Raw genomic sequence first — 12219 nt, forward strand, 5'->3', positions numbered from 1 at the left:
TCCGTCCTCACGCGGCGCCACCCGGCCCGCGCATCAATGCCACCTGCTTGCCCGGCGGACCGAGCCGGGAAACCTCTCGATAGCCCCGGGCCGCGTGGAACGCGAGGGATGCGGCGTTGGGCGGGTCCACATTGACCTCCAACACCAGGGGTACGCCGGCCAGCCGCGCCTCGAGCTCGTCGTAGGTCTGCGCCCCGAGGCCGCGGCGCTGGAACCCGTCGTCGAGGACGATCCGATCGAGGTAGACGAAGTCGTCGAGCGCCGCGGAGAACCAGCGGTAGTTCTCCGAGTCGTAGGCGCTACCGGGCCGGAAGGTGAGCACGAAGCTAGCGCGCCTGCCGCTGTCGGTGATCACCCACGCCTCGTGGGCCCAGCCGAGCAGGGCCTCCAGGCGCGCCTGGTCCAGTGGCGAGAGCACCTCGACATGCCGCTCGTTCAGATCGAGCAGCCATGCGTGGTCGCTCGCCTGGACCGGCCGGAGCAGGGCGCTCATGGCCAGGCCAGCCCGACCGTGCGCTCGCTCAGCTCCCACAGGGCACGCTGCGCGCTGCTGTCGCGCGCCAAGCGTGAAGGCCGCACCACGGTAGGGCCGCCGCGCAGCTCCTGGAACCCGTCGGGACCGCAGAAGGTGCCGCCCGGAAGGTCGGCAGTGGCGGCCATCAGAATCGGCAGGGCACCGGCGGTCGCCGACTGCGCGGTCGCCCGCGCTGTGGCGTCGAGGATGGAGGAGAGGGGGCCGGAAGCCCGCATCGTCTGCCCGTAGGAGAGCAGGTGGGTCGCGGCGTACCCCGGGTGCGCGGCGAGCGCCTCCACCGGAAGGCCGGCCTCACGGCAACGACGGTCGAGCTCGAACATCATCAGCAGGTTGGCCAGCTTCGTCTGTGCGTAGACGGGCCACCGGCGGTAGCGGCCGTGCGCACCGCGCGGGTCACCCAGCGGAGCGGACCGGGCCAGATGGTGCATCGCCGAGGAGACGTTGACGACGCGCCCACGGCCCGATGCCACGAGCTGGGGGAGCAGCAGGCCGGTCAGGAGGAAGGGGCCGAAGTGGTTGGTGGCCATCTGCAGATCGAGGCCGTCGACGGTCCGCGTGCGCGGAGTGGCCATCACGCCGGCGTTGTTGACCAGCACGTCGATGGCGCCCAGTCGCGCGGCGCGGCCCGCGGCATGGCGCACCGAGGCGAGATCGGCGAGGTCGGCGACCAGGGAGTCGAGCCGCGCTCCCGGTACTTGACGCGTGATCGCCGTGCGGGTCTGCTCGATCTTCTCCTCGGAGCGGGCCGCCAGCACGACATGTGCGCCGGCCTGCGCGAGGGCCAGTGCGGTCTCGCGGCCCAGGCCGCTCGTGGAGCCGGTGACGACGCAGGTCCGCCCGTCCTGGCTCGGTAGCGGAGGACGGTTCGCCGGAGCCGGTGGCCGAGCTTGTCGAGATCCGCTCATGGCGTGACGGCCATGGCGGCCAGCACGCGCTCGGCGACCTCGGTGTCGCCCTCGATCCGTACGTCGACGTCGTCGGCGGCGCCACGTCCTCCCGCGAGGACGGCATACGCCTCGACGGACATGCTCAGCCGCGCGGTCGGGGAGGCAGGCGGCTCGACGAACGCGGCCCGCCCGTCATCGCCGACGAGACACGCAGTGGTCGCCACACCGTCCACCTCGACGACGACGCTCGTGCCAGCCGGGCAACCGGCCCGCTTCGCGACCACCACGCCCAGCGCCTCCAGCAGGTAGGCGACCACGTGGGCGCCGGCGGGACTGTCGAGGTTGCCGGGTGAACCGATCGCACGACGGATGTCCTGCTCATGCATCCAGATGTCGAGTGGCCGGTTGCGCAGCAGCGTGCGCTGCGACCAGCCGATGGCGCCGAAGAGACCGGGTGCGGGGGCGTCGCCGTCGGTGGGAGGCGCCGCTGCCAGCTCATCGGCGCGCACCGCGACGGAGCGGCGGATCTCGTCGATCAGCTCCGCCGGCGAGCGATCACGGCGAGCGACGACACCCTGCTCGGTGAACGTGCCCAGCATCCCCTTCACGTGGGCCGGCGATCCGATCTCGACCTCCTCGTGGGCCGCGCCGGCGAGCAGCGCCTCCAGGTGGGCGACGTGCGCCGCGATCGCGTGCACATCCCAGCCCGGCAGGTCCGTCTCCGTCGCCCATGCGTCGGCGGGCACCTCCTCGAGCAGCAGGGAGAAGTCGTCCACGGCCCGCTGCCACACGGAGATGAACCCGGCCAGTTCCTCGGCGTCACTCATGCCCGCACCCTACTGAACTCCTGCCAGTAGGGGGATCCCCTTGGGCGCGGGGGAGAATGGTCACGTGTCGTCTCTCCGCACCGTCCGCGCGCCGGAACTTCGAGGTCGCGGATGGCTCAACGTCGATCAGGCGCTCACCCTGCGTGACCTGCGCGGCCGTTTCGTCCTCCTCGACTTCTGGACCTTCTGCTGCATCAACTGCCTGCACGTCCTCGACGAGCTCCGGCCGCTCGAGGAGAAGTACGCCGACGACCTGGTCGTCATCGGCGTGCATTCGCCGAAGTTCGAGCACGAGGCCGACCCTGCTGCCCTGGCTCGCGCCGTGCAGCGGCACGGCGTCCACCATCCGGTGCTCGACGACCCGGAGCTCGTCACCTGGCAGGCGTACGCCGCCAAGGCATGGCCGACACTCGTGCTCATCGACCCGGAGGGCTATGTCGTCGCGACCTATGCCGGGGAGGGGCATGCCCACGCCTTGGATGCGCTCCTGGGCGAGCAGCGTGCTGAGCACCGGGAGCGCGGCACGCTGCAGCCGGGAGAGTCGCCGTACGTCGCTCCGGAGCGGGAATCCACCCCGCTCCGCTTCCCCGCTCGTGCGGTCTCGGCCCCCGACGGCACCCGCTGGGTCGCGGACGCCGGGCACGACGCCGTGGTGCAGCTGCGCGACGGCGACGAGGTACGACGTATCACCGGCTTCCGCGAGCCCAACGGTCTCTGCCTGCTCCCCGAGGAGGTTGCTGCCGAGGTCGGGTACGACGTCGTGGTCGCCGACACCGTCGCCCACCGGCTGGCCGGCATCACCGCGGCCACCGGTGAGGTGCGCAGCCTCGCCGGTGACGGTCGCCAGTGGATGCAGGGCGATCCGACCAGCTCGCTGAGCAGTCCCTGGGACGTGGCCTGGTGGCAGGAGCGGGTCTGGATCGCCATGGCCGGGGTCCACCAGCTGTGGACCTTCGACCCGCGCACCGGGACGGTCGAGATCGTCGCCGGCACCAGCAACGAGGGGCTCCGGGACGGTCCGCTCGGCGACGCGTGGTTCGCCCAGCCCTCTGCGCTCGCGCCCGAGGGCGACCGGCTCTGGCTTGCCGACTCCGAGACCTCGGCGCTGCGCTGGATCGCCGACGGCGCCGTGCACACCGCGGTCGGCCTCGGCCTCTTCGACTTCGGGTTCCATGACGGCGACCGCACCGAGGCGCGCCTGCAGCACCCCCTCGGCGTACGCGTCCTGGCCGACGGCACCGTCGCGATCTGCGACACCTACAACGGAGCGATCCGTGGCTTCGACCCCGACTCGGGCCGGCTGCGCACCCTCGCCGTCGGGCTCGCCGATCCTGTCGACCTGCTGGTCGAGGGCGACACGGCGTACGTCGTCGAGTCGGGGGAGCACCGGATAGTGCCGGTGGACCTGGGCACGGGCGAGGCCAGCGGCATGCGCACTCGCACTCAGCGGCCAGTGACCGAGGTCGGCGCGACCCTGCGCCTGACCACGCCGTTCGCGCCACCGCCGGGGCAGAAGGTCGACGAGCGCTTCGGGCCGGCGACGCAGCTCGTGGTGACAGCGACGCCGTCCGCGCTGATCCGCTCCGGTGAGGGACGCTCCACCGAACTGAGCCGCGTTCTGGAGCTGGACCCCGTCGTGGGAGAGGGCGTCCTGCACGTCGCCGCCCGCGCGGCCTCCTGCGACGCCGAGGGAGGCGAGGGTGCTGCCTGCCGCATGCACCAGCAGGACTGGGGGATCCCCGTCCGCGTCGTCGACGCGGGCAGCGCCCGCCTGGTCCTCCCCCTCGGTGGCACCGCCACCTAGCTCTTGCTACGACAGGAGCTGGGGAGTCACCGATCGATCTCGCCCCTGCCGGAGGTCGAGCCTGTCGGCGGTCGGCCCTTGCCGGAGGTCGGGCCTGTCGGCGGTCGGCCCCTTCCGGAGGTCGAGCCTGTCGAGACCGGTTTCGGTGATGGTCCCGCCGGTGTCGCGGTCGCCGGTGCCTCCGGCGCCGGGGTCTCAGCCCAGGCCGAGGATCCGCAGGCACTCCAGGGCGACGTAGAGCTGGGCGGCGTCGACGGGGCGGGCGAGGTCGCGGCCGGTGACCTCCTCCAGCCGACGGATCCGGTAGCGCACGGTGTTGCGATGCACGTGAAGCTCCCGGGCGGCGGTGGAGGTGGAGCCGCCGCAGGCGAGCCACGCGCGCGCGGTGCCCATCAGGACCTCTCGGTCGTCGGCCGACAGCGCGAGCACGGGTGCGAGCACCGCTTCTGCGAGGCCACGCGCCTGCTCGGGACTGCTGGCCAGCAGCATCGCCAACGGATCGGTGCCGAAGCGAACCACCTCGCTCGTACCGGGCGTGCCGGCAGCGCAGGCGATCCGGGCCTGGCGGCGTCCTTCCTGCGCCTCCTCCAAGCGGCCCAACTCCGTGCTGACGCCGACGCGGGCGTGCGCCACCTCGCCGACCAGCACCGTCAGCTCCTCGAACCCGAAGCCGAGTCGGAGCGCGACCACGCCCTCGTGGTGGTCGAGGTCGACCCGCCAGGCCGAGGTCACGTTGCTGCGGCGGAGTCGGCGCTCGATGTCGTCGAGGGCCTCGTCGCCTGGGGTGGTGCACTCGGCCGACACCACGACGAACGGGCCGGTCCGGTCAAGGTCGAGGATGCCGCTGGTCTCCCACAGTGGCGCGGTGCTGTTCCCGTCCCCGTCCAGCAAGGTGCCGACCAGCACGGCGCGCATCTGGCCGTCCCGGCGTGCCTTGTCGGCGAGGGCGCCGCGGTAGGCGTCGGTGACGTGTGCAGCGAGGTCGTCGCTGACGGCCCATACGTCGGCCGCCGCCCGTAGCAGGCGGTCCTGCGCCGCTGGCTCGGCGCGTTCCACGAGGAGCTCCCAGATGAATCGGCCACCGAGGCGGAACGCCTGGAGCACCGACGCGTAGGGCACGCCCTCCTCCGCCCGGGAAGCCCCGGTGGCCCGTGGGCTCTCCAAGGTGACGCGGTCGCCGGCCAGGTAGCCCAGCACGTAGGCGACGTTGGCCGTGCAGGAGGCGACGATCTCCTCGCGGCTCACCCGGTCGGTGGCTGCGTAGTCGGGAATCTCCGTGACGATGCGCTCGGCCATGGCGATCCCGAACGCGCCGACCTCGGGCAGGAGCCGCGAGCAGAGGGCGCGCACAGCGGGGTCCGCGATGGCTTGCATGAGGGCACGGTAGTGGCCACTGCTGCCCGTCGGGTAGGGCTGTGGCGGGCGCATCCGGGGCTCGTCTTGTGCGTGCGCACTAGGCGGAGGTGCCGAACTCCATGCAGCCAGCCGAAGCGCCGCCGGTTGCGGCGGAGTGATGCTGGAGTCATGAGCACCGACACCGCCCTCGCCGACGCTGCTGCCCCGCTCGACGTCCTCCTCGTGGACGCCGCGCTCGGTACCTTCCGGAGGTTCGTTCCCGATGCCTCCACCGCGCGTTGGGCGGCCTCTCTGGCTCGCCAGCCGCTCACGACCGCTGCCCGGCTGCGTCGCCTGGCGCGCGAGGGTGCCCGGATCGCCGCCGGCGCCTCCGACATCGCGCCGCGCCGCGGCGACCGACGCTTCGTCGACGCAGGGTGGCAGGAGAACCCGCTGCTGCGCCGTCTGGTGCAGCTCTACCTGGCCGGCGGCCAGACCCTGGACCGGCTGATCGATGACGCCGATCTGGACCCGAGGGATCGCAAGCGGGTCCGGTTCATGGTCGAGAACGTGGTCGAGGCACTCTCGCCGAGCAACATCCCGCTGGTGAACCCCACGTCGGCGAAGGCGGTGATCGACACGGCTGGACTGAGTCTCGTCCGTGGCGCCACCCAACTGGCCAAGGATCTCTCCGCCGCGCCGCGGGTCCCGGAGATGGTGGACACGTCCGGCTTCGCGATCGGCGAGAACATCGCTGCCACCCCGGGCGCGGTGGTCTTCCGCAACGACGTCCTGGAGCTCATCCAGTACGCGCCTCAGTGCGACGAGGTCTACGAGACGCCCGTCATGATCGTGCCGCCGACGATCAACAAGTTCTATGCCGTCGACCTGTCTCCCGGCCGGAGCCTGGTCGAGTTCAGCGTGCAGCACCATCGGCAGATGTTCGTCGTCTCGTGGCGCAACCCGGACAGTCGGCACGCCGGATGGGACATCGACACCTACGTCCGGTCGATCCTGGAGGCGCTGGAGGCGGTCGAGGAGATCACCGGCAGTGCCCAGACCGTGCTGGCCGGAATCTGCTCGGGCGGGATCCTGGCAAGCATTGTCGCCGGCTATCTCGCCGGCATCGGTCGAGAGGACCGGCTGCGAGCGGTCGTGCTGGCAGTGACGGTGATCGACAACGCGGGTGCGGGCACGATCTCCGCCCTGACCGATCCGCGGCTCGCACAGCTGGCCAAGGCGCGCTCAGCGGCCAAGGGCTACCTGGACGGCCGGGCTCTTGCCGAGGTCTTCGCCTGGCTGCGGCCCAGCGACCTGATCTGGAACTACTGGGTCAACAACTACCTGCTCGGCAAGCGCCCCCCGGCCTTCGACATCCTCTTCTGGAACGCCGACACCACGCGGATGACGGCCGGCCTGCACGCGGACTTCGTCGACCTCGCGATGGACAACCTGCTCACCAAACCGGGTGCGCTGAGCGTGTTGGGGGTGCCCATCGACCTGGGTGCGGTGACCGTGGACAACTACATCGTGGCGGGCATCGCCGACCACATCACGCCGTGGGAGAACTGCTACCGCACCACTCAGCTCTTCGGTGGTCGTAGCCGTTTCATCCTCTCGACCAGCGGCCATGTCGCAGCCTTGGTCAATCCGCCCACCAACCCGAAGGCGAGCTTCCACACCAACGACGAGCACGGGCCGGACGCACGGGCCTGGCTCAAGGGGGCAGAGACCCACGACGGCAGCTGGTGGACCGACGTGGCCCTCTGGCTCGACGAACGGTGCGGGGAGCTCAGGCCCGCACCCGCGGAGCTCGGGTCGATCCGGCTGCGTCCGTCGGACCCGGCGCCCGGTACCTACGTCTTCGACAAGTGAACGGCGTGCCAGTGGAACTGCGTCAGCTCACGGTGCTCGGGCATCAGGTCCGCGCCGCGGTCCGGTCCGGCACCGGTGACCGCCCGCCGCTGCTGCTGTGCAACGGCATCGGTGCGAGCCTCGACCTGCTGCAGCCGTTCGTCGACGAGCTGGATCCGGCGATTACCGTGGTGCGCTTCGACGTGCCCGGTGTCGGCGGATCGCCGAACCCGCGCCTGCCCTACAACTTCGCGCTGCTCGCTCATGGGGTGGGCGTCATGATGACCCAGCTGGGCTTCTCGACGTACGACGTGCTGGGCATCTCGTGGGGTGGGGGCCTGGCCCAGCAGTTGGCGTTCCAACAGCCGTGCCGGGTACGCCGCGTGGTGCTGGTCAGCACCGCGACCGGCTCGTTGATGGTGCCGGCCTCGCCCCGGGTGCTCCGCAAGATGGTGACCCCGCGGCGCTACCGGGATGCCGACTATGCGATCGACGTGGCCGCAGAGCTCTACGGCGGTCGGATGCGGGAGCGACCCGACGACGTGCGCCGCCTCATGCACGACGGTTCCCGAGTCGGATCGCGTCGCGGCTACCTCCTGCAGCTGCTGGCCGGTGCGGGGTGGTCGAGCCTGCCAGCGTTGCCGTTCATCAGACAGGAGACGCTGATCCTGGCCGGCGACGACGACCCCATCATCCCGCTCGTCAACGCCAAGATCATGTCGAGGTTGATGCCTCGCGCGCGTCTGCACGTCTACGGCGACGGACACCTCGGACTCATCACCAGTGCCGACGAGCTGGCGCCGCTGATCGCGGACTTCCTGGACGTGAAATGACGTGGTGCGGTGGTCCCGGACGATCAGGTCGACCGGGCCCACCGCACCATCGTGCAGCGCAGGACCCCCGCGCGGGTCAGCTCACTTGATGGTGTCGAGCCAGTCCGGGTTGTCCTTCAGCCACTGCTTGACGGCGTCCTCTTCCTTGCCTTCGCCGTACTGGTTGACGACCAGGTCCTCCAGGGAGCCGTACTGCTCGTCGGTGAGCTTCGCCTTGCCCATCATCTCGGCGACCTCGGCGAAGTCGTCGGTGAAGCCGGGCCGGGCGACCTCGTGCAGGCCTTCGGACTCACCCAGCGCACCCTTGGGGTCTTCGAGGTCGCGCACCGGGAACTTGCTGTTGGCGTAGAACGGCCGCCACAAGGTCACTACGATGTCGCGCTTGGCGTCGATGGCCCGCTTCAGCTCGGCGAGCATCGTGGCGGTGGACGAGGTGACCAGCTTGTACTCGTCGTCGAGACCGTACTCGGGCATCACCGACTCCTTGGTGATCTTGGTCAGGCCGGCGCCCGGCTCGATGCCGACGATCTTCCCGTTGTAGTCGCCGCCCTTGCCGACCATGTCCTCGATGGACTGGAGGTCGCTGTAGTCCGGTACGGCGAAGGTCAGCTTGGCGTTGTCGTAGTAGGTGCCCAGGTCCTCGAGCTTCGGGTACTTCTCCATGAGCGACGCGTGGGTGACGTCGGGCCAGGCTGACGGGTAGACGTCGACCGAGCCGCGGCTGAGGTTGGTGTAGGTCAGCGGAGCGTCACCCAGTTCCTCGATCTCGACGTCGTAGCCCTCGTCCTCGAGCACCACCTTCCAGAGATGGGCCATGCTCACGCCGTCAGTCCACCCAGGGATGATGCCCAGCTTGATCTCCTTGCTGTCGGCTCCGTTCTTGTCGCTGTCGGTGCCGCAGGCAGCCAGCGAGATGGTCAGGCCCACGGCGGCCAGAACCGCACAGACTCGTGTCCAGATCTTCGTACTCATGGTTGCGTCGTCCCTTCTGTTACACGCCCGCAGCCCAGTGGACCCGGCGCTCTTCTACTTCGTCCCGAGAGGTCTGTGAGCAGCGTTCAGGCCGCGACCGGCTGCTGCTGGTTCTTGGTGAGCCGCCTGCGCAAACCTTGCAGGCGGCCCCGCCCAGGTCGCCGGTCTCCGGCGCTGGCCGTGATGCGGTCGAGGTAGATGGCCAGCACGACCACGGCCATGCCCGCCTCGAAGCCGAGGCCCACCTCCAACCCCGCAATAGCGCCCACCACCTCGCCACCGAGGCCCCCACCGCCGACCATGCCCGCGATGACTGCCATGGAGAGGGAGAGCATGATCACCTGGTTGACGCCGGCCATCACCGTGGGCATCGCCAGGGGGAGCTGGACCTCGCGCAGGATCTGGCGTGGCGTGGCACCGAAGGCGTGGGCGGCCTCGACGACCTCTGCGTCGACCTGCCGGATGCCGAGCTCGGTGAATCGGACGCCGGGGGCCAGCGCGAAGATCACGGTGGCCACCAGTCCCGCGTGCACGCCGCCGCCGAAGAAGAGGACCACCGGCACCAGCCACACCATGGACGGCATGGTCTGCATGAAGTCCATGACCGGTTTGACCATGCTGCTGAAACGATCGGAGCGAGCGGCCAGGACGCCGATCGGTATCCCGATGAGCAGCGCCACCAGTGTCGCCGAGATGACCAGTGCGGCCGTGGCCATCGCGTTCTCCCACTGGGCCAGGCCGATCACGATGACCATGCCGACGACGGTTCCGGCGGCTAGCTTCCAGTCCTTGAGCAGCCACGCCAACGCCGCAAGGATCAGCACCATCAGGAGCGGTGTCGGGGTGAGCAGGAGGTCGGTGAGGCCGTTGATTCGAGCCTCGACCCACAACCCGAACTGGTCGAGCTCCTCGCGGAAGTGCTCCGTGATCCACTCCACGCTGCGGTCGATCTTCTCCGCGAGCGGGATCCGCGGTACGCCGTGGATCTTCTCGGTCGCGCTGGTCACGAGGCCGTTCACGCCTGACCTCCGTCCGTGGTGGCGGAGCCCGCCGAGACGAGTTCGCCGGCCGCTGTCTCCGACCCGTTGAGGTTGCCGAGAGCGCTGAGCAGGGTGACCCGGGCGATGACCCCGGCCAGCTTCGTCCCCTCGACGACGGCGAGCGGTTCGGGCCGCTCGGCCGCTGCGGTGAAGAGGTCGGCGACGCAGGTGTCGGGTGTGACCTGGTGGGCCGGGGTGACCAGGCCGTCCAGGCTCTCCTGGCCTGTCTTCACCGCCTCGGCCGCGGTGGCCTCGGTGATGAGGCCGCGCAGGTTGTGCTGCCGGTCGACCACCATGAGGGCGTTGAGCTGGTTCTCGCGCATCAGCTTGTGCGCTGCGCGGGGCCCCTGCCCCGCGCCGAGCACGGCTACCGGTCGCTCCATGATCGATGCCGCGGTGAGCACCTTGGTGCGGTCCACGTCCTGCACGAACTGAGCAACGTAGTCGTTGGCCGGGTCGTTGAGGATCTGCTCCGCCGTGCCCTGCTGCACGATCCGTCCGTCGCGCATCATCGCGATCCGGTCGCCGAGCCGCATCGCCTCGTTGAGGTCGTGGGTGATGAAGAGGATGGTCTTGCCGAGTTGGTTCTGCAGCTCGATCAGCTGGTCCTGCATCTCTCGACGGATCAGCGGATCGAGTGCGCTGAACGCCTCATCCATCAGCATCACCTCGGTCCCGGCCGCCAGCGCTCTCGCCAGTCCGACCCGCTGGCGCATCCCGCCCGAGAGGTCGCCGGGCAGCGAACCGCCCCAGCCGCCGAGGCCGACCATCTCCAGCGCCTGCTCCGCCTGTCGCTGCCGGTCCGACCGGTTCATCCCCTTCACCTTCAGGGCGTAGGCGGCGTTCTCGCCGACGGTGCGGTGCGGCAGGAGTGCGAAGTGCTGGAAGACCATGCTGACCTTCTCCCTGCGGGCGCGGCGCAGCTTGCGTGCGTCCAGGCGGGCCAGGTCCTCTCCGGCGACCACGACCGAGCCGGAGGTGGGCTCCAAGAGGCCGTTGACCATGCGGATCAGCGTGGACTTGCCGGAGCCCGAGAGCCCCATGACGACGAAGATCTGACCGGGGTCGACGGTGAAGGACGCGTCGATCACCGCGGCGGTGATGCCGTCGGCGCGGAGCTCCTCACGGGTGGCGCCGGACTGGAGGCGGGCCAGCGCTCGTTGCGGGCGCTTGCCGAAGATTTTGTGGACACCTGACAGTTCGATCAAAGACACGAACTCGGTTCACTCCTTGAGCCACGAGAGCCGCGCTTTTCGGGCTCCCTTCGGACCAGGTCCGAACGAGGGTGGTGGAGCGCTTCCGGACGAACCTTGGCCCCGGCAACTTAACAGACGTGTCTGGTTGAAGCGATTCATCACGGTCCACGCGGTGGCAAACCCTGCCATATCGACATTTGTCGGAAGTCAACATCTGGGTCGACTGACTGCCTTCTCGGCGGGACTCACGGGAGTGGGATCAGGGTGCTCCGCGCGGCTCGTCGAAGGACTCCAGCACCGGCGTCAGCTCGTCGACGAGCAACCGGTCGTGGTCGATCTGACCTGCGCGAACCGCGGCGCGCGCGACCATGTGGTTGGCGACCGGGGAGGTGATCAGCTGGAAGAGCGCGACCAGGGCGAGCAGCGCGATCACCTCGACGTCGCGCAGGCGGAAGCCGAGGCCGGTGAGCACCAGGCAGAGGCCGAGTACCTGCGGCTTGGTGGCGGCATGCATGCGGGAGAGGAGGTCCGGGAGGCGAAGCAGGCCGAGCGCCGCGATCAAGCTCAGCAGTGCTCCGGTGACCATGCAGACCGCGGCGATGGCGTCGGCGATGTCGATCCAGCTCATCGGTGCTCCTTCTCCGCCTCGATGTCGTCACTTCCGCGGGTGAAGCGGGCGATGCTGACCGAGCAGACGAAGCCGAGCAGGGTGAGCACCAGCAGGATCGGCAGCGTGAACGTGTGCTCGTTGAGCGCCGCCTCGATGCCGACCGCGCAGATGATCACCGCGATCATGACGTCGAGGGCGACCGTCCGGTCGAGCATGGTCGGGCCCATCGTGGCGCGCGCCAGCAGGATCAGAGCGGCCAGGCCGAGCAGGCCGAGGCAGAGGGTGAGGACGACGGTCACGAGATGGCCTCCTGTGTTGCGGTCTCG

12 protein-coding genes are annotated in these 12219 nt (G+C 69.9%); 3 read left to right on the forward strand and 9 right to left on the reverse strand.

The genetic code is table 11. The features are described 5' to 3' along the window. Positions 1 to 7: 7 nt before the first annotated feature. From DNK54_RS14805 to DNK54_RS14815, 3 genes are read right to left on the reverse strand one after another with little or no spacing between them, the layout of a single operon-like run. A complete protein-coding gene (locus DNK54_RS14805; protein ID WP_110207758.1) occupies positions 8 to 493 on the reverse strand; it encodes a GNAT family N-acetyltransferase in 486 nt (161 codons plus the stop codon). Beyond that, on the reverse strand, positions 490 to 1440 hold the full coding sequence (locus DNK54_RS14810; protein WP_110207759.1) for an oxidoreductase: 951 nt from the start codon (positions 1438 to 1440) through the stop codon (positions 490 to 492). Before DNK54_RS14810 ends, DNK54_RS14805 begins: the two co-directional genes overlap by 4 nt. Next, on the reverse strand, positions 1437 to 2249 hold the full coding sequence (locus tag DNK54_RS14815; protein WP_110207760.1) for a maleylpyruvate isomerase family mycothiol-dependent enzyme: 813 nt from the start codon (positions 2247 to 2249) through the stop codon (positions 1437 to 1439). The genes DNK54_RS14810 and DNK54_RS14815 overlap by 4 nt, the downstream gene beginning before the upstream one ends. Positions 2250 to 2313: 64 nt before the next feature. Between DNK54_RS14815 and DNK54_RS14820 the strand changes: the two genes are divergently transcribed. Next, a complete protein-coding gene (locus DNK54_RS14820; protein ID WP_204164619.1) occupies positions 2314 to 4053 on the forward strand; it encodes a thioredoxin-like domain-containing protein in 1740 nt (579 codons plus the stop codon). A 195-nt stretch (positions 4054 to 4248) separates the two neighbouring features. Here the strand turns inward: DNK54_RS14820 and DNK54_RS14825 are convergent, their stop codons facing one another. Beyond that, complete coding sequence (locus DNK54_RS14825) at positions 4249 to 5427, reverse strand: PucR family transcriptional regulator (protein WP_162602483.1); 1179 nt, start codon at positions 5425 to 5427, stop codon at positions 4249 to 4251. A gap of 150 nt (positions 5428 to 5577) precedes the next feature. Between DNK54_RS14825 and DNK54_RS14830 the strand changes: the two genes are divergently transcribed. After that, positions 5578 to 7263 carry a PHA/PHB synthase family protein gene (locus DNK54_RS14830; RefSeq protein WP_110207763.1) on the forward strand — a complete coding sequence of 562 codons (1686 nt, stop codon included), beginning with the start codon at positions 5578 to 5580 and terminating at the stop codon, positions 7261 to 7263. A 5-nt stretch (positions 7264 to 7268) separates the two neighbouring features. Next, positions 7269 to 8075: a poly(3-hydroxyalkanoate) depolymerase gene (gene phaZ, locus DNK54_RS14835; protein WP_110207902.1), complete on the forward strand. Its 807-nt coding sequence runs from the start codon at positions 7269 to 7271 to the stop codon at positions 8073 to 8075. Positions 8076 to 8156: 81 nt separating this feature from the next. Here the strand turns inward: phaZ and DNK54_RS14840 are convergent, their stop codons facing one another. The 5 genes from DNK54_RS14840 to DNK54_RS14860 form a co-directional block, all read right to left on the reverse strand. Further along, positions 8157 to 9047 carry a glycine betaine ABC transporter substrate-binding protein gene (locus DNK54_RS14840; protein ID WP_110207764.1) on the reverse strand — a complete coding sequence of 297 codons (891 nt, stop codon included), beginning with the start codon at positions 9045 to 9047 and terminating at the stop codon, positions 8157 to 8159. A gap of 86 nt (positions 9048 to 9133) precedes the next feature. Next, entirely contained in the window at positions 9134 to 10066 is a 933-nt protein-coding gene (locus DNK54_RS14845; RefSeq protein ID WP_239460114.1) for an ABC transporter permease, read from the reverse strand. Beyond that, positions 10063 to 11301, reverse strand: a complete 1239-nt coding sequence (locus DNK54_RS14850) for a quaternary amine ABC transporter ATP-binding protein (protein ID WP_110207765.1) — start codon at positions 11299 to 11301, stop codon at positions 10063 to 10065. Before DNK54_RS14850 ends, DNK54_RS14845 begins: the two co-directional genes overlap by 4 nt. A gap of 241 nt (positions 11302 to 11542) precedes the next feature. Next, positions 11543 to 11911, reverse strand: a complete 369-nt coding sequence (gene mnhG, locus DNK54_RS14855) for a monovalent cation/H(+) antiporter subunit G (protein WP_110207766.1) — start codon at positions 11909 to 11911, stop codon at positions 11543 to 11545. Continuing rightward, complete coding sequence (locus DNK54_RS14860; protein WP_110207767.1) at positions 11908 to 12192, reverse strand: MrpF/PhaF family protein; 285 nt, start codon at positions 12190 to 12192, stop codon at positions 11908 to 11910. Before DNK54_RS14860 ends, mnhG begins: the two co-directional genes overlap by 4 nt. Between the last annotated feature and the right edge of the window lie 27 nt (positions 12193 to 12219).

Source organism: Nocardioides daejeonensis (genome assembly GCF_003194585.1).
Classification (GTDB): domain Bacteria; phylum Actinomycetota; class Actinomycetes; order Propionibacteriales; family Nocardioidaceae; genus Nocardioides; species Nocardioides daejeonensis.